15 protein-coding genes are annotated in these 17,391 nt (G+C 59.2%); 12 read left to right on the plus strand and 3 right to left on the minus strand.

The genetic code is table 11. The features are described 5' to 3' along the window. Positions 1 to 8 precede the first annotated feature (8 nt). On the plus strand, positions 9 to 665 hold the full coding sequence (locus EAH74_RS09325; protein ID WP_095130521.1) for a helix-turn-helix transcriptional regulator: 657 nt from the start codon (positions 9 to 11) through the stop codon (positions 663 to 665). 52 nt (positions 666 to 717) lie between these two features. Here the strand turns inward: EAH74_RS09325 and hmpA are convergent, their stop codons facing one another. Next, positions 718 to 1,899, minus strand: coding sequence for an NO-inducible flavohemoprotein (gene hmpA / locus EAH74_RS09330; protein ID WP_140677817.1), 1,182 nt, complete (start codon positions 1,897 to 1,899; stop codon positions 718 to 720). Between the two features lie 156 nt (positions 1,900 to 2,055). On the opposite strand from hmpA, the gene norR reads away from it, so the two are divergent. From norR to EAH74_RS09355, 5 genes are all read left to right on the plus strand, one after another. Beyond that, on the plus strand, positions 2,056 to 3,609 hold the full coding sequence (gene norR / locus EAH74_RS09335; protein ID WP_140677819.1) for a nitric oxide reductase transcriptional regulator NorR: 1,554 nt from the start codon (positions 2,056 to 2,058) through the stop codon (positions 3,607 to 3,609). A gap of 317 nt (positions 3,610 to 3,926) precedes the next feature. Then, positions 3,927 to 4,829: a chemotaxis protein CheV gene (locus EAH74_RS09340; RefSeq protein WP_008147551.1), complete on the plus strand. Its 903-nt coding sequence runs from the start codon at positions 3,927 to 3,929 to the stop codon at positions 4,827 to 4,829. 27 nt (positions 4,830 to 4,856) lie between these two features. Next, positions 4,857 to 5,315, plus strand: a complete 459-nt coding sequence (locus EAH74_RS09345; RefSeq protein ID WP_140677821.1) for a GNAT family N-acetyltransferase — start codon at positions 4,857 to 4,859, stop codon at positions 5,313 to 5,315. A 179-nt stretch (positions 5,316 to 5,494) separates the two neighbouring features. Next, the gene (locus EAH74_RS09350; protein ID WP_140677823.1) at positions 5,495 to 5,821 is read left to right on the plus strand and encodes a hypothetical protein; all 327 of its coding nucleotides are present in this window, start codon (positions 5,495 to 5,497) and stop codon (positions 5,819 to 5,821) included. A gap of 83 nt (positions 5,822 to 5,904) precedes the next feature. Continuing rightward, a complete protein-coding gene (locus tag EAH74_RS09355; RefSeq protein WP_140677825.1) occupies positions 5,905 to 6,654 on the plus strand; it encodes a YkgJ family cysteine cluster protein in 750 nt (249 codons plus the stop codon). 60 nt (positions 6,655 to 6,714) lie between these two features. On the opposite strand, the gene EAH74_RS09360 is transcribed toward EAH74_RS09355, so the two are convergent. Together EAH74_RS09360 and EAH74_RS09365 are read right to left on the minus strand one after the other, a co-directional pair. Continuing rightward, positions 6,715 to 7,854: a transporter substrate-binding domain-containing protein gene (locus EAH74_RS09360; RefSeq protein WP_140677827.1), complete on the minus strand. Its 1,140-nt coding sequence runs from the start codon at positions 7,852 to 7,854 to the stop codon at positions 6,715 to 6,717. A gap of 142 nt (positions 7,855 to 7,996) precedes the next feature. Continuing rightward, positions 7,997 to 8,254 (minus strand): hypothetical protein, encoded by a 258-nt coding sequence (locus EAH74_RS09365; RefSeq protein WP_140677829.1) that lies wholly within the window; start codon positions 8,252 to 8,254, stop codon positions 7,997 to 7,999. Between the two features lie 730 nt (positions 8,255 to 8,984). Here EAH74_RS09365 and EAH74_RS09375 point away from each other — a divergent pair. The 6 genes from EAH74_RS09375 (at position 8,985) to EAH74_RS09400 (ending at position 17,322) form a co-directional block, all read left to right on the plus strand. After that, positions 8,985 to 10,145, plus strand: coding sequence for an efflux RND transporter periplasmic adaptor subunit (locus EAH74_RS09375; protein ID WP_140677831.1), 1,161 nt, complete (start codon positions 8,985 to 8,987; stop codon positions 10,143 to 10,145). Continuing rightward, complete coding sequence (locus EAH74_RS09380; RefSeq protein WP_140677833.1) at positions 10,142 to 13,243, plus strand: multidrug efflux RND transporter permease subunit; 3,102 nt, start codon at positions 10,142 to 10,144, stop codon at positions 13,241 to 13,243. Before EAH74_RS09375 ends, EAH74_RS09380 begins: the two co-directional genes overlap by 4 nt. A 9-nt stretch (positions 13,244 to 13,252) precedes the next feature. Then, entirely contained in the window at positions 13,253 to 13,930 is a 678-nt protein-coding gene (locus EAH74_RS09385) for a heavy metal response regulator transcription factor (protein ID WP_123365697.1), read from the plus strand. Then, positions 13,920 to 15,284 (plus strand): heavy metal sensor histidine kinase, encoded by a 1,365-nt coding sequence (locus EAH74_RS09390; RefSeq protein ID WP_140677835.1) that lies wholly within the window; start codon positions 13,920 to 13,922, stop codon positions 15,282 to 15,284. Before EAH74_RS09385 ends, EAH74_RS09390 begins: the two co-directional genes overlap by 11 nt. Before the next feature lie 298 nt (positions 15,285 to 15,582). Then, positions 15,583 to 15,807: a hypothetical protein gene (locus EAH74_RS09395; protein WP_140677836.1), complete on the plus strand. Its 225-nt coding sequence runs from the start codon at positions 15,583 to 15,585 to the stop codon at positions 15,805 to 15,807. 195 nt (positions 15,808 to 16,002) lie between these two features. Next, on the plus strand, positions 16,003 to 17,322 hold the full coding sequence (locus tag EAH74_RS09400) for an OprD family porin (protein WP_140677838.1): 1,320 nt from the start codon (positions 16,003 to 16,005) through the stop codon (positions 17,320 to 17,322). Positions 17,323 to 17,391 lie beyond the last annotated feature (69 nt).

Genomic DNA, 17,391 nt, shown 5'->3' on the forward strand with positions numbered 1-17,391 from the left:
TCCACTTTATGAACGCCCAAGAACAAGAACCGGCCGGTGATGACTCTGCATTGAAGAGCTCACCGCTGGACAATTTCCGCGCGATCGCCGACGCCATCGCCACGTTGTTCTTTCCGCACGCCGAGGTGGTGCTGCACGATCTGCGTACCCAGAAGGTCGACTACATCGCCAACAACCTGTCCAAACGGGAAATCGGTGACGACTCGGCGCTGGAGGACATGCTCAGCGAAGAGATCAGCGAACGAAACATCGGACCGTACGAAAAGCTCAATTGGGATGGCCAGAAGATTCGCAGCCTGAGCAGCGTGCTGCGCGACAGCGAAGGTCATCCGCTGGCGGTGCTGTGCATTAATCTGAATATTTCGTTGTTCGAAAATGCCAAAGCCGCTCTGGATCTGTTCCTGTCACCGAGCAAGTTGATTCCGCAGCCCGATTCACTGTTTCGCGATGACTGGCAGGAGCGGATCAACACCTTCCTCCACGCCTGGCTGCGCGAACGTCAGCTGAGCCTGAACCTGCTGACCCGTGACCATAAGCGCGAACTGGTGCTGGCACTGCACGCCGAAGGCGCCTTCAAAGGTAAAAGCGCCTCCAACTATGTGGCGAACGTGCTGAACATGGGGCGGGCAACGGTGTACAAACATTTGAAAGAACTGAAAGGCTGAAACCTGTGGCGAGGGAGCACGCTCCCTCGCCACAGAGTACCCGGCGTAAGCGTTACTCCAGCGCCGAAGCCGGCCCGAAGAACTCGTAACGGCTTTGCTTCTCCGGTACACCCAGCGCTTTCAGGTGACGCTTGACCGCCGCCATGAAGCCTTTAGGACCGAGGAAGTACGCGTCCAGATCGCGCTGCTGCGGCAACCACTCACCCAGTTGCTCCTGGCTCAACAACCCAACCTTGTCCGCCGCCGGGCTTACGCCATCATCTTCGTCGTAGCAATAGAAGCGTTTGAGTTGCGGATGACGCTCGGCCAAGCCATCAATCCAGTCGCGGAAGGCGTGAACGCTACCGTTGCGTGCACAGTGGATAAAGTGCACCGGCCGTTCGGTCGCCAGCGCCGCTTCGAGCATCGCCAGAGTCGGAGTGATGCCGACGCCGCCGCTGATCAGCACCAACGGTTTGTCGCTGTCGGTCAGGGTGAATTCGCCCGATGGCGGGAACAACTGAATTTTTGCGCCAACATGCAGTTGATCGTGCAGGTGGTTGGAGGCGCGGCCACCGGTTTCACGTTTGACGCTGATCCGGTACTGGCCCTTGTTGGCCAAGGCCGACAGCGAATAGTTACGACGAATCTCTTCGCCATCGAGGATCAGTTTCATGCCGATGTACTGACCTGGCTCTGCCGCCAGAATCGGGCCTTTGTCCGCTGGTTCGAAGTAGAACGAGATAATTTCCGCGCTCTCCTCGACCTTGGCCACCACGATGAATTCCCGCGCCCCGCGCCAGCCGCCTGGAGCCTGTTCCTTTTGGTCGTAGATGCTGGTTTCGGCGCCGATCAGGATGTCGGCCAATTGACCGTAAGCAGCCCCCCAGGCGGCCATCACTTCAGGAGTGGCGATTTCGTCGCCCAGCACTTCAGAGATGGCTCGCAGCAGGCAGGCGCCGACAATCGGGTAGTGTTCCGGGAGGATTTGCAGGGCCACGTGCTTGTTGATGATCTTGGCCACCAGGTCACCCAACTGGTCGAGCTGGTCGATGTGCCGCGCATACATCAAGACACCGTTCGCCAGGGCACGCGGCTGATCACCGCTGGCCTGGTGGGCCTGGTTGAACAGCGGGCGGACTTCCGGGTACTCGGACAGCATCATGCGGTAGAAATGAGTGATCAATGCTTCGCCACCACTTTCCAGCAAGGGCACAGTGGATTTGACGATTGCACGGTCTTGAACGCTAAGCATAAGGCGACTCCTGATCTACTTGGATTGCTAACTGACTGCCTTGTACTTATCAGTTTTCGTGCCAGAAAATAAAACCTTAAAAATCAATATGTTAAATTCTTCATAGTCATATCGACACACACTGACTTATAGTCATACCGACTACATGGAGTCACTATGACTGCAAAATCCCTGCTGACCGCCCTGCTGCCACTGGTCTCCGACCTGTCCCGCGAACTTCCCGAAGGCGAGCGCTATCGGCGCTTGCTCGAAGCCATGCGCGCCTTGCTCCCGTGCGATGCTGCCGCCCTGCTGCGACTTGATGGCGAATGGCTGGTGCCACTGGCCGTCGACGGGTTGAGCATCGACACTCTCGGCCGACGCTTCAAAGTCAGCGAACACCCGCGTTTCGAAGCGCTGCTCAGCAGCCACGGCCCGACCCGTTTCGCCGCCGACAGCGACTTGCCCGACCCTTACGACGGACTGGTCGATGGCCTCGATGAGCATCTGGAAGTCCACGACTGCATGGGTTGCCCGCTGTTTATCGACGAGCGTCCATGGGGGTTGCTGACCCTCGACGCACTCGATCCGGAGCGCTTCGAACCGATCGAACTGGACGCTCTGGAAGCTTTCGCCAGCCTCGCCGCCGCCACGGTCAACGCCGCCGAGCGCATCGAACGCCTGGCCAATCGTGTCGAAGACGAACATCAGCGTGCCGAGGTTTACCGACAAGCCAGCGGCCAGCAGAACCGCGAGATGATTGGCCAGAGCAAGGCCCACAAACGGCTGGTGGAAGAAATCAATCTGGTGGGCGGCAGCGATCTTACCGTGCTGATCACCGGCGAAACCGGGGTTGGTAAGGAACTGGTCGCCCAAGCCATCCACGCCGCATCGCCCCGGGCCGATAAGCCAATCATCAGCCTCAACTGCGCCGCGCTGCCGGAAACGCTGGTGGAGAGTGAATTGTTCGGCCATGTCCGCGGCGCCTTCACCGGCGCAATGAACGATCGGCGCGGCAAGTTCGAACTGGCCAATGGCGGCACGCTGTTTCTCGATGAAGTGGGTGAGCTGTCCCTGACCGTCCAGGCCAAATTGCTGCGAGTCCTGCAAAGCGGTCAGCTGCAGCGATTGGGGTCGGATAAAGAACATCAGGTGGACGTACGGCTGATCGCCGCGACCAATCGCGACCTGGCCGAGGAAGTGCGCAGCGGCCGCTACCGTGCCGACTTCTATCACCGCCTGAGCGTTTATCCGTTGCTGGTGCCAGCACTGCGTGATCGTGGGCGGGATGTGTTGCTGCTCAGCGGCTATTTTCTGGAGCAAAACCGCTCTCGCATGGGCCTCAACAGCCTGCGTCTGAACAGCGATGCGCAGGCTGCATTGCTGGCGTATGCATGGCCGGGCAATGTGCGGGAACTGGAGCACTTGATTGGCCGCAGCGCCTTGAAGGCGCTGGGTAACTGCAAGGAGCGGCCGAAGATTCTCAGCTTGAGTGCGGCGGATCTGGATTTGCCCACTGGCAGCGTTGAGCTTGCAACCGAGCCAGCCCCTGTCAGCCCTGCTGCTTTGGTCTCGGGAGACTTGCGGGCCGCAACCGAGGATTATCAGCGTCGACTGATCAACGCCTGTCTGGAACGGCACCATAACAATTGGGCGAGTGCGGCGCGTGAGCTAGGCTTGGATCGGGCGAATCTTGGAAGGATGGCGAAGCGGTTGGGGATAAAGGATTAAGTGTGGCGGTTTCTGAATCCACCCCTCACCCCAGCCCTCTCCCCAGAGGGTAGAGGGAGCCGACCGAGCTGAATGGGAAATGACGTCGACCTGAGAAACCGAATTGGATTCACCGTGGTTTCTCAGGTCGAAGCAAATCCCGCATCATCCCCGATCGGCCCCCTCTACCCGCTGGGGAGAGGGCTGGGGTGAGGGGTGGATCCGACCACCAACCCATAACGCCCCTAAAGCCCACCCCGTTCAGGTCGATAACCCGGCATCGATAGCTGTTGGCGATCCTCGCGATTGCCCATCACCTTTTTCTACAGAAGGTTTTTATGTCTTCAAACAAAGCCCGCGCAGATTCACTTTCGCTTCTGCTGTTTACCTTGCGCAGCGGCAAGCTGATGGCGATCAACCTGCTGAAAGTCAGTGAAATCATTCCCTGCCCGCCGCTGACCAAGCTGCCGGAGTCGCATCCCCACGTCAAAGGCATCGCCACCCTGCGCGGCGCATCGTTGTCGGTGATCGACCTCAGTCGTGCCATCGGCGAACGACCGCTGGAAGACCCGAACGGTGGCTGCCTGATCGTCACCGATGTCAGCCGCTCCAAGCAGGGTTTGCACGTTCAAGCGGTTAGCAAGATTGTCCACTGCCTGACTACCGACATCCGTCCGCCGCCCTTTGGCTCTGGCGGCGTGCGTTCGTACATCACTGGCGTGACCTCGGTCGACGGCACGTTGGTACAGGTGCTGGACATCGAAAAAGTGATCCATGGCATCGCCCCGGCGCAGATCGAAACGGCCCCGACCGAACTGAGCATGGAAGACGCCGAAGTACTCGGCAACGCGCGGATTCTGGTGGTCGATGACAGCCAGGTGGCGTTGCAGCAATCGGTTCACACCTTGCGCAACCTCGGCCTGCAATGCCACACCGCTCGCAGTGCCAAGGAAGCCATCGACTGCCTGCTGGACCTGCAAGGCACGGCCCAGCAGATCAACCTGATCGTCTCGGACATCGAAATGTCCGAAATGGACGGCTACGCCTTCACCCGTACCTTGCGTGAAACCCCGGACTTCTCGCACCTCTATGTGCTGCTCCACACTTCTTTGGACAGCGCGATGAACAGCGAAAAGGCCCGTCTTGCCGGCGCGAACGCGGTATTGACCAAGTTCTCCTCGCCAGAACTGACCAAGTGCCTGATCGAAGCAGCCAAGGCTGTCGCTGAACAAGGTCATTGAGTCTTGGCCAAGGACTTTTGCTTTCTGATGCGGCGCAACCTCGCTGAAGGTGTGCCTGCGATCACTTGGCCTCAGGGAATCGTCCTCAGCGAATACCGCCCCGATCTGGCTGAAGCCGTTCATCGTTTGATGGAATTGGGCTATCAGGAAGGTGGCGGTCGCGTGCCGGCACTGGACGTTTGGCAACAGCGTTTTGAAACCGATCCTGAATATGATCCGAGCCTGTGCTTCATCGCTCTGGACACCGAAGGTATCGTCGGCGTGTGCCAGTGCTGGACCAGCGCCTATATCAAGAACCTGGTGGTGCATCCACGGGCTCAGGGCCAAGGATTAGGACGCGCGTTGCTGCTACATGCTTTCAACATATTTCAGCAACGACGCGAAGGTTTTGTGGACTTGAAGGTGCTGGAAGACAACCTTCGGGCGCAGCGTTTGTATGAAAACGCCGGAATGCGTGTGATCCGCCGGGAACCAGTTCCGGCCTGACACACCGCCTTCGCGAGCAGGCTCGCTCCCACAATGGATCTTCGTCGTACACAAAATCTGTGTCCTATGCAGAGCAAATGTGGGAGCGAGCCTGCTCGCGAAGGGGCCGACACATTCAACCTGAAACCATCAGGCATACTCCAACCTTGGCCAAAACACCCCCAAGGATGCCCGCCCTCATGAAAGCAGCAAGCCTGACCTTCCTCTGCCTCACCGCCCTCGCCTCCCAGGCTCACGCTTCCAGCCCCGACGCCTGGGCCACTTACGACAAAGCCGTGCTCGCCAGTTGCACCCAGGCCAGCGGCCTGAAGAATGCCAAACCTGTCGGCAACGCCGCCCAGTTCGATGACCGGGTTGGCTACACCGCCCTTCTGTTGCAAGGCCAATACCCGCAAAAACACATGAAAGGCCAGCAAGGCACCGAACTGTGTCTCTATAACAAGAAAAGCAAAACCGCTTACGTCACCGAATGGGACTCCATCCGCCCCACCGCCAAGGCGCAGTGACTGGCGCATAACTTGCTTCGACAGTGGCCTTTGCGGCGACATTCTGTCGCCGTTTCATGTCCTTTTATGCGACTGGCTGTTCAATGAATACGACGTTTTCCTGCGTAGGCTGTGGCAAATGCTGCAACGACCACCACGTGCCCCTGACCCTGCCCGAAGTCCGGATGTGGGCGGCCGATGGCGGTCAGGTGATCGTGCTGGTGGAAGGTTTCCTGGGCAATGGCCTGGGCCTGCCAGTGCAGCAACGCGAACACGCCGAACGCCGTTCAGTGAAAGTCCGAAGCGGAGTATCCGAGGCGTACATAGCCATCACCTTTGCCGCCTACAACGTCGGTCCTTGCCGGAATCTTGACGAAGATAACCTCTGCCGCATCTATGAACGCCGGCCGCTGGTGTGCCGCATCTACCCGATGGAGATTAATCCGCACATTCTCCTGAACACTGCAGTAAAGGAATGTCCGCCCGAGTCGTGGGAAAAGGGACCGGATCTGATTGTGGGGGGTGAATTGGTCGATCAGGAACTGGCCGGATTGATCCAGCGCTCCCGCCAGGCGGATCGCAATGACATTCGGACCAAAGATGCGATTTGCGCGTTGCTGGGGATTCGGACTACAGCACTGAAGGGCGATGGCTTTACTGCTTATCTGCCGGACATGACGGCGTTTGCGAGGGCCATCGATCAGGTTGCGGCGCAGCCATTGGCTGAGTCAGGCACTGACTGGTTGTTTCATGTGTCGGGCGAGGACATTGCCGGGCAAGTGCAGACGGCGGGTGCGCAAGTGGCGACAGATACGCCAGTGAACTATGCGTTTATTTCGTTGCGGGCGGCCTGAGTCGCCAGTCTTCAGAACCACTGCGCAATCCCGTTGCGCAGTGATTCGTCGTCAAGAGGGTTAGCTGGCCGTCACCGCCAGACATTCCACTTCTACTCGCGCGTTCTCGACCAACTTGCCGGCAAACGTCGTACGTGCTGGCAAACGATCCGCCGCAAAGAAACTTCGATACACAGCACTCATGGCGGAAAAATCCCTTATGTCGGCAAGAATGACCGTGCATTTGGCCACTTGAGCCAGGGACGAACCGTTGCGTTGCAGCGCGGTACGCAAGTTCTCCATGGCCTGGGTCGTCTGCGGGCCGATGCCGCCCTTCACCAGTTCGCCATCAGCCCCGAGGCCGAGCATGCCGGAAAAGTAAATGGTCTCGCCTATCTGTACCGCATCGGAGAATGGCAGACCTTCTTCATTCGGAAAGTAGCGTGGTGAGTCTGGTGCTGCGGGTGGCAAATAACGCTGGGTAATCGCCTGGTACTGGCCATTTTGCTTAAGACGCTCAAGCGCCGCATTCAGGTTATCGCGCAGCAGGGTGTCGGTTTTTCGTACAGCCATGGCCACGCCACTGCCCAGCATGGGGTCCTTGAGCGCCGGACCGACAAAATCGAAACCTTGCCCCTGAGGCTGACTTAAAAACGCCTGAGTGATTTCAATCGAGTCTTGCAGAGTCGCGTCGAGCTCACCCGCCAGCAGGCTGGCGACCAATTGATTGTTGAAATTGAAACTGCGCACCGTCACCCCGGCCGGGGCCCAACGGGACTTGGCGAACGCTTCGCGGCTGGTGCCTGCCAGGACGCCGACACGCTTGCCCTTGAGCGATTGCACATCCGGTTGAAGATTCGCCCCTTTGCGCGCCACCAGACGGCTGCTCAGGGGGTAAAGATTATCGGTGAAATCGACCCGTTCTCGACGCGCCGATGTTGCCGTCATCGGCATGATCACGTCGAAACGGTTGGCTTCAAGGGCATGAATGTTGGTCGCGTAATCCTGATCAACCCAGACACAGCGGGATTTGAGTTCGGCACACAGTGCATTGCCCAACTCGATATTCAATCCGACCAGCTCACCCTTGTCGTTACGGCTCTCGAACGGCGGAACCAGCGCTTCGACACCGAAACGGATCTGCGGATCGGGCGCAGGCGACATGCAGCCAGTGGTCAGGGCCACCAGCGACAGTAGAGAGAGGGTTTTTACCAGAGACATTTTGGCGGCCTACATCAAAAATTCACGGGCATGAATCTTCGACGAGAGGCCGCCGACTTTCCCAGAGGACGAATCGCTCATCCTTGTGGGAACTGTCTCAATGACAGGAAGAACAATTACCGGTCAACAAAACGCCTGACAGTCACCGTTTACCCATGGAGCGACGAGTGCCAGGAGGCGCCGCCCCCGGCGTCTTGGTGTGGCCATTCTTGGCGCCGTTCTTGTACCAGGGCTGGCTGGCGTTCTTCGCACCAGCCAACTCACCCGGTTTGAAAGGGAACTTGAACGCCGGGATCGCGGCCTTGGTTTCGCTGTCTGCGCTGGAGTCGACGCTGTCTGGCAGGTTTGCCTGGTCGTCGCTCAAAGCGTCGGCAACCGGCGGTTGTGTCGGGGAAGTCATGAAAGCTCCGGGTGATGCACATAGAGTCGGGCCCGGTCAGCGAGCCGCGAAAGGCGGCAGTATACCTGTGTCGGGAGCCGCAAGCTTCAAGCAGCAAGCGAGTCCGTCGGGTTTTGCATTGACTGACCTGACGCCTTCGCGAGCAGGCCAGCTCCCACGGGGAATCGGCGCACGCCTTTCGCACCTCACCACTCAACAGGCCGAGCGTTAGCTCGCCTGAAGCTTTTGATCTTGATCCACCCGCCCCTTCGGAAGGCTGAGTGGAGGTGTGCATCCGGGGAGTGGCGCGCAGCGCCGTTCGACGCAGTCGAACACGCTGCATGTAGGTCGTCGCGAAGCAGACCGGAGGGCAGTGTCCCCGGATGGATACCGGAACGAAGGAACGCCGAGCCTAGGCGAGGGCCGGACGCTTGGGGCGAGCGTTTTTTTGCTTACTTTTTTTAGGCGCTTGTAAAAAAAGTGAGTCGCCGTAAGGGCGAAACCCTAAGTGGCCGTTACCGCAGGAATGGATATGTACTCGATCCACAAGAGCTTGGTCGGCTACCTGGCCGCCAAGATCAAAAGATCGCAGCCTCCGGCAGCTCCTACAGGGGGGCCGGCGTCGATCCGCAGAGGTCCAAACTGACAGCGCCGTCAGTTAGCAGTCACCTTCCTGACGGGAGAACAGGTTTATAAAGGAAGGTATAAACCTGAAAAAATTCCGACCACCCAGCCTCGGCGCCCCACTCGCATGCGAATTCAGAAAAAACCCGCCTTGCTCGCAGCCCTTCTGATCGTTCTGGCAGCGCTGGGCCTGTGGTACGCCATCAAGCCCGCTACCACCAAACTGACCGCGCCCTCTGCGATCCCCGTTCGGGTCGTGAACGTCACCGAAAAAGACGTCCCCCGCTACGTCAGCGGCATCGGCTCGGTGCTGTCCCTGCATAGCGTTGTGGTGCGCCCGCAAATTGACGGCATCCTCACCAAATTGTTGGTCAAGGAAGGCCAACTGGTGAACAAAGGCGACCTGCTCGCCACCATCGACGACCGCTCGATCCGCGCCAGCCTCGATCAGGCACGGGCCCAACTCGGCGAAAGCCAGGCGCAGCTGCAAGTCGCGCTGGTCAACCTCAAACGCTACAAGCTACTGAGCGTGGACGACGGCGTATCCAAACAGACTTATGACCAGCAACAGGCGTTGGTCAACCAACTCAAAGCCACCGCCCAAGGTAACCAGGCCTCGATCGACGCCGCTCAAGTGCAGCTCTCCTACACACAGATTCGCTCCCCGGTGACCGGTCGCGTCGGTATTCGCACGGTGGATGAAGGCAACTTCCTGCGCATGACCGACGCACAAGGCCTGTTCACGGTGACCCAGATCGACCCGATCGCCGTGGAGTTCTCCCTGCCACAGCAAATGCTGCCGACCCTGCAGGGGCTGATCAACGATCCGGAACATGCTCAGGTGAAGGCCTACATCGGCGCCGACACTGACGGCGAAACCGGCAATCTGCTGGGCGAAGGTCATTTGACCCTGATCGACAACCAGATCAATGCCAACACCGGGACCATTCGGGCCAAAGCTGAATTCAACAACCCCGGGCAGAAACTCTGGCCGGGCCTGCTGGTGACGGTAAAAATCCAGACAGCGCTGGATAAAAATGCGCTGGTGGTGCCGCCCACTGTCGTACAACGCGGCCTCGATCAACATTTCGTGTATCGGGTCAACGGCGACAAGGTCGAAACCGTCACCGTACAAATGGTCTATCAAGGCAGCGGTCAGGACATCATCAAAGGCGTGAAACCGGGCGACGTGCTGGTCAGCGACGGCCAGTCGCGGCTCAAGCCCGGCTCGACGGTGCACGTCGTGACTGACCCGCCGCAAGTGGTCCAATCGGAGCCGAAACCATGAAGGGTCATGGCTCAATCTCTGCCTGGTGCATCGACCATCCGGTGGCGACGATCCTGCTGACCTTTGCGTTGGTGCTGCTCGGTGTCATCGCTTTCCCGCGCCTGCCCATCGCGCCATTGCCGGAAGCCGAATTCCCCACCATCCAGGTCGCCGCGCAATTGCCCGGTGCCAGTCCGGAAACCATGGCGTCGTCGGTGGCCACGCCACTTGAAGTGCAATTCAGCGCCATTCCGGGTGTGACCCAAATGACCTCGAGCAGCGCACTGGGCTCGACCAACCTGACCCTGCAATTCACCCTCGACAAAAGTATCGACACCGCCGCTCAGGAAGTTCAGGCAGCCATCAACACCGCTGCCGGCAAACTGCCCAAAGACATGCCGACCTTGCCGACGTGGCGCAAGGTCAACCCGGCCGACAGCCCGGTGCTGATCCTCAGTGTCAACTCGACACAAATGCCCGGCACCGAACTCAGCGACTTGGTGGAAACCCTGCTCGCCCGTCAGATCAGTCAGATCGACGGCGTAGGACAAATCAACATCACCGGCCAGCAACGTCCGGCGATCCGCGTGCAGGCCTCGGCCGACAAGCTCGCGGCCATCGGCCTGACGCTGGCGGACATTCGTCTGGCGATCCAGAACACCAGCCTCAACCTGGCTAAAGGCGCGTTGTACGGCGAGTCGAGCATCTCGACGCTGTCGGCCAACGACCAGTTGTTCCACCCTGAGGAATACAGCCAACTCATCGTTTCCTACAAGGACGGTGCTCCGGTTCATCTCAAGGATGTGGCCAAAGTCGTCAACGGCTCGGAAAATGCCTACGTGCAAGCCTGGGCCGGTGATAAGCCTGGGGTGAATCTGGTGATTTCCCGGCAACCGGGCGCCAACATCGTCGAAACCGTGGATCGCATTCAGGCCGCGCTGCCCGACCTCGAAGCCATGCTGCCGGCTTCGGTGCAGGTCAAGGTGCTGGTCGACCGCACCCAGACCATCCGTGCTTCGCTGCATGAGGTGGAAGTCACCCTGCTGATCGCGATCATGCTGGTGGTGGCGGTGATGGCGCTGTTCCTGCGCCAATGGTCGGCGACGATGATTGTGTCGGCAGTGCTGGGGGTTTCGCTGACCGCCAGTTTCGCCCTGATGTACATCATGGGTTTCAGCCTGAACAACCTGACGCTGGTGGCGATCGTGGTGGCCGTGGGGTTTGTGGTCGACGATGCCATCGTGGTGGTGGAGAACATTCACCGTCACCTCGAGGCTGGCGAAGGCATGCGCGAGGCGGCGATCAAAGGTGCCGGCGAGATTGGTTTCACCGTGGTCTCCATCAGCTTTTCGCTGGTGGCGGCGTTTATTCCGTTGCTGTTCATGGGCGGCGTGGTCGGGCGGCTGTTCAAGGAATTCGCCCTGACCGCCACTTCGACGATCATGGTTTCGGTGGTGGTGTCCCTGACCTTGGCGCCAACGCTTGCCGCGCTGTTCATGCGTGCGCCGGTGCATCACGCCCACAGCAAACCTACGTTTGGCGAACGCTTGCTGGCAGGCTATGAAAAACTTTTGCGCCGCGCCCTCGCCCACCAGAAGCTGATGATCGGGGTGTTCTGCCTGTCTCTGGGCCTGGCGATTGTCGGTTACATCTTTATCCCCAAGGGCTTCTTCCCGGTGCAGGACACCGGTTTCGTCCTCGGCACTACCGAAGCGGCCGCCGACATTTCCTACGGCGACATGGTGAAAAAACACCTGGCGATGGCCGAAATCGTCGCGGCGGATCCGGCGGTCGCGGCGTTTTCCCATTCGGTCGGCGTTTCGGGCAGCAACCAGACCATCGCCAACGGTCGCTTCTGGATCTCCCTGAAAAAACGCGGCGACCGCGACGTTTCCGCCAGCCAGTTCATTGACCGGATTCGTCCGCAACTGATGAAAGTCCCGGGCATCGTGCTGTACCTGCGAGCCGGCCAAGACATCAACCTCAGCTCCGGCCCGAGCCGCGCCCAGTACCAATACGTGCTCAAGAGCAACGACGGTGCAGTCCTCAGCACCTGGACCCAGCGCCTGACGGAAAAACTGCGCAGTAACCCGGCGTTCCGTGACATTTCCAACGACCTGCAACTGGGTGGCAGCATCACCCACATCAGCATTGACCGCAGCGCCGCCGCGCGTTTCGGCCTGACCGCCAGTGATGTCGATGAAGCGCTGTACGACGCCTTCGGTCAGCGGCAGATCAATGAATTCCAGACTCAGATCAACCAGTACAACGTGATTCTGGAGCTGGACACCAAACAGCGCGGCAAGGCCGAAAGCCTCAACTATTTCTACCTGCGCTCGCCCCTCAGCGGGGAAATGGTGCCGCTGTCGGCCCTGGCGAAATTCGATGCGCCAACGGTCGGTCCACTGTCCATCGCCCATGACGGCATGTTCCCGGCCGCCAACCTGTCGTTCAACCTGGCGCCCGGTGTGGCACTGGGCGATGCGGTGATCATGCTCAACCAGGCCAAGACCGAAATCGGTATGCCGGCCGCCATGAGCGGCAACTTCCAGGGTGCGGCCCAGGCGTTCCAGAGTTCGCTGGCCAGTCAGCCATGGCTGATCCTGGCGGCGCTGGTGGCGGTGTACATCATTCTCGGCGTGCTTTACGAGAGCTTCGTGCATCCGCTGACCATCATCTCGACGCTGCCGTCGGCGGGGCTCGGCGCGGTGATCATGTTGTGGATTTGCGGGCAGGACTTTTCGATCATGGCGCTGATCGGGCTGGTGTTGCTGATCGGGATCGTGAAGAAGAACGGCATCCTGATGATCGACTTCGCCCTCGAAGCGCAACGCAAGGGCGGCCTGCCGCCGGAAGAAGCGATCTACCAGGCCTGTATCACTCGATTCCGGCCAATCATCATGACCACCCTCGCCGCCCTGCTCGGCGCGCTGCCATTGATGCTCGGTTACGGCACCGGCGCCGAACTGCGCCAGCCCTTGGGGATCGCGGTCGTTGGCGGCTTGCTGGTGAGCCAGGCGCTGACGTTGTTCACCACTCCGGTCATATACTTGTGGCTTGAGCGGCTGTTCCATCGGCCAAAACCAGCTCCGACGCCGGCGCTGGCGACCATAGACTGAGGCGGGGTCATGCGCGTTCTGATTATCGAAGACGAAGAAAAAACCGCGGATTATCTGCACCGCGGCCTGACGGAACAGGGTTACACCGTGGACCTGGCGCGCGATGGCATTGAAGGCCTGCACCTGGCGCTGGAAAGCGACTACGCGGTGATCGTCCTCGACGTCATGCTGCCGGGCCTCGACGGCTTCGGCGTACTGCGCGCGTTGCGTGCGCGCAAGCAAACCCCGGTGATCATGCTCACCGCTCGCGAGCGTGTGGAAGACCGGATCAAAGGCCTGCGCGACGGTGCCGACGATTACCTTGGCAAACCGTTTTCCTTTCTGGAACTGGTGGCGCGCCTGCAAGCGCTGACCCGCCGCAGCGGTGGCCATGAACCGGTGCAGGTGAGCATCGCCGACCTGTGGATAGATTTGATCAGCCGCAAAGCTACCCGCGCCGGCACGCGTCTGGACCTGACCGCCAAGGAGTTCTCGCTGCTGAGCGTACTGGCCCGCCGTCAGGGTGAAATTCTGTCGAAAACCGCCATCGCCGAAATGGTCTGGGACATCAATTTCGACAGCGATGCCAACGTCGTCGAAGTCGCGATCAAACGCTTGCGCGCCAAGCTCGACGGGCCGTTCGAAGAGAAACTGCTGCACACAATTCGCGGCATGGGTTATGTGCTGGAGAGCCGTGGTGTCCAGTAATTCCATAGCACTGCGCCTCAGTGGGATGTTCACGCTGGTGGCGCTTTTGGTGTTTCTGTTGATCGGCTGGGCACTGTATCAGCAGGTCGATAAAGGTCTGGGTTTGTTGCCCGAGGCTGAACTGGACGCGCGCTACAGCGTGCTTGAATCCACGGTCGGGCGTTACGGCACACCCGAGCATTGGGTGAAGATCAACAACAAGCTCAAGCTGCTCGGCGAAGAAGACAAACGCATCAGCTTCTGGATCATCAGCGGTGATCCGCACTACGAGTACGGCAACCTGACGCCGCAGATCCGCGCCTTTGCCGAAGGGCCGCTGGGCATGCGCGACTTGAATCTTCCGGATCAGCCTTATCCGCTGAAAGTGCTGGTCAGTCAGTTCCCGGCCAAGGATCAACGCCCACCGTTGCGCTTCATGATCGGCATCGACACCGAGACGTTTTTGCAGACTCAGCACCATTTGCTGATTGCCCTGATCAGCCTGGCGATCATCGGCGTGTTGCTGGCATCGGCCCTCGGCTATTGGGTGGCGCGGATCGGCCTCAAGCCGCTGATCAAGTTGTCCCAGGAAGCCCAGCGACTGGCACCGCCGTTGTTGTCCGGTCGCCTGCAATTGTCGCCGCTACCGCCGGAACTGAATCAGTTCGTCAATTCGTTCAACTCGACACTGGAGCGGGTCGAACAGGCTTACTCGCGCCTTGAGTCGTTCAACGCGGACGTGGCCCATGAACTGCGCTCGCCCCTGACCAACCTGATCGGCCAGACCCAAGTTGCGCTGACACGCGGGCGATCCGCCGAACACTATTTTGAAGTGCTGCAATCGAACCTTGAAGAGCTTGAGCGGCTGCGCTCGATCATCAATGACATGCTGTTCCTCGCCAGCGCAGACCAAGGCAGCAAAGCCACCAAACTGACCGCCACCTCGCTGGCCGATGAAGTCGCCACGACCCTGGAGTATCTGGATTTCATCCTTGAAGACGCGCAGGTTCAGGTGCAGGTCAGTGGTGATGCCCAAGTGCGGATCGAGATTGCTCATCTGCGCCGGGCGTTGATCAACCTGCTGAGCAATGCGGTGCAACACACCGAGCCTGGGCAGGTGATTGAGGTACGGATCGAGGTTGAGGAGCATCAGGTCAGCATCGGGGTTGCGAACCCAGGGTCGCCGATTGCCAGCGAGCATTTGCCGCGGTTGTTTGAGCGTTTTTATCGGGTCGATGCGTCTCGCAGCAACAGTGGCAACAACCATGGGTTGGGGTTGGCGATCGTCAAGGCGATTGCACTGATGCACGGCGGGGATGTGTTTGTGCGCAGTGATCATGGGATGAATACGTTCGGCATTCACCTCCCGGTTTAACCCCAACGCGATGCCCGGACCGCACCCGGTCCTGTAGCAGCTGGCGAAGCCTGCGTCCGGCTGCGAAGCAGTCGTAAACCCTACACACGCGGTCTGTCTGACAGACCGCAGCGCCTGATCTCGCGACTGCTTCGCAGCCGGACGCAGGCTTCGCCAGCTGCTACAGGTTCGGACGCCGGCCTACCTACTGTTGCCTTAAGCGCAACAGTCCTTTCATGAATCCGCTCTTTTTCCCCTCTCCAATCCCCCTTATCTTTGCCGCACCAAACAGCACTTGCCAAGCAAGAAGGTTTTAAAGATGTCCAACACCATGGGTATTGCCAGCGCTTTCGTTTTGTCCTCTTTGTTTCTGTCTCCGTTCGCCATCGCTGAAGAGTCGCAGACGTTCGTCGCGCAAAATTCCGCACGCGCTGCTGCGTTCGAACAGTATCAGAGCGAAACGACGGCCAAGGCTCAGGAAGCTGCGCAAACCCCTCAAGCGTCGAGCACTCAAGCCCAGCCACTGGTTGAGAAAGACAGCTGATTATTAAGTATCGCTCTGTTTCCCTCGACACTTTTCATCGGCTCTTCCCTTTGAAAAGTTGTCTTCAAAGCCGCTGCTATCAGCGGCTTTTTTTCGTGGTGGTTTTAAACAGCTTTAGTTCGTTTTCCCTAACAAGAAACATCCTGAGCCTCAAAACAATGAGGCTATTAGTTGACCCAAGGAGCTTTACCGCTAGTGCGTTTCCCTCTTAGATTCAGCCCGTTATTCATTGCAATCGCTGCAACGGTGGCGCCAGTTGCTCACGCCGCAGACGACTCAAACGCCGAAGGTTTCATTGAAGGATCGAGCCTCAACCTCAACGCCCGTAACTACTACATGAACCGCAATCGCCTGCAGCAGGCAGACGACAACATTGAATGGGGCCAGGGTTTCCTCGGCCTCTTCGAATCCGGTTACACTCAGGGCACCGTCGGTTTCGGTGTTGATGCCCACGCCATGCTCGGGCTCAAGCTCGACGGCGGTGGCGGTACCGACGGGTCGAGTATCTTGCCGGTCAGCGATGGCAACGGCAAAGCGCCGGGCTCGTTCTCGACGGCGGGTGGCACGCTGAAAATGCGTGCCTTCGATACTGAACTGAAGGCCGGTGACTTGTTTCTCACTAACCCGGTGATCGCCGGCGGCGAAACCCGCATGCTGCCCCAGACCTTTCGCGGCGTCAGCCTGACCAATCACAGTTTCGACGGCTGGATGATTGAAGGTGGCCAGGCAAGTTTCACCAAGCCTTACAACCAGAGCGGACACACCCGAATCGGCACGTCCTACGGCAGCCTGGCCGACGGTGACGAAAGTAAGCACCTGAATTGGGCCGGCGTGGCCTGGAGCGGCCTGCCGGGGTTGAGCAGCAGCCTCTATGCCTCCGAACTCAAGGACATCTGGAACCAGTATTACTACGATCTGGACTACACCTACGCGCTGAATGATCTGATCAGCCTCAACCCGGGTCTGCATGCCTATCACACGCAAGACACCGGCGATGCGCTGCTGGGCCACATCGACAACAACACCTACAGCCTGCATTTCACCGTCGGTGTGGGCAATCACAGCGTTACCGCCGCTTATCAGCGGGTTAATGGCAACACGCCGTTCGACTACATTAGCCAGGGCGACAGCGTCTATCTCGACAATTCCCAGCAGTATTCGGACTTCAACGGCCCGAACGAACGCTCATGGAAACTCAAGTACGCCTACGACTTTGTCGGGTTTGGTCTGCCTGGCCTGACCTCCGCAGTGTCTTACTCCCGAGGTGAACTGGACCTGACCAAGGTCGATCCGGACAGCCCCGGCTATGCCTCGTGGTACAGCGCTGACGGCAAAAACGCCAAGCACTGGGAACGCGACATTGATCTCAAGTACGTGGTTCAGGGCGGCAAGGCCAAAAACCTGGCGCTGCGTCTGCAAAGGGCGACCAACCGTGGAGGCAACGGCTACGGCGCGCTGGATCAGGACACCGATGAATACCGGGTGATCGTCGACTACCCGCTCAATGTCTTCTAAGCTTCAATAAGTAAAAGGCCAGCATGTTTTGCTGGCCTTTTTTTTATCCGGGATTTATACAGGCGCTCC

The sequence above is a fragment of the Pseudomonas mandelii genome (genome assembly GCF_006438925.1).
Taxonomy (GTDB): Bacteria; Pseudomonadota; Gammaproteobacteria; order Pseudomonadales; family Pseudomonadaceae; genus Aquipseudomonas; species Aquipseudomonas mandelii_C.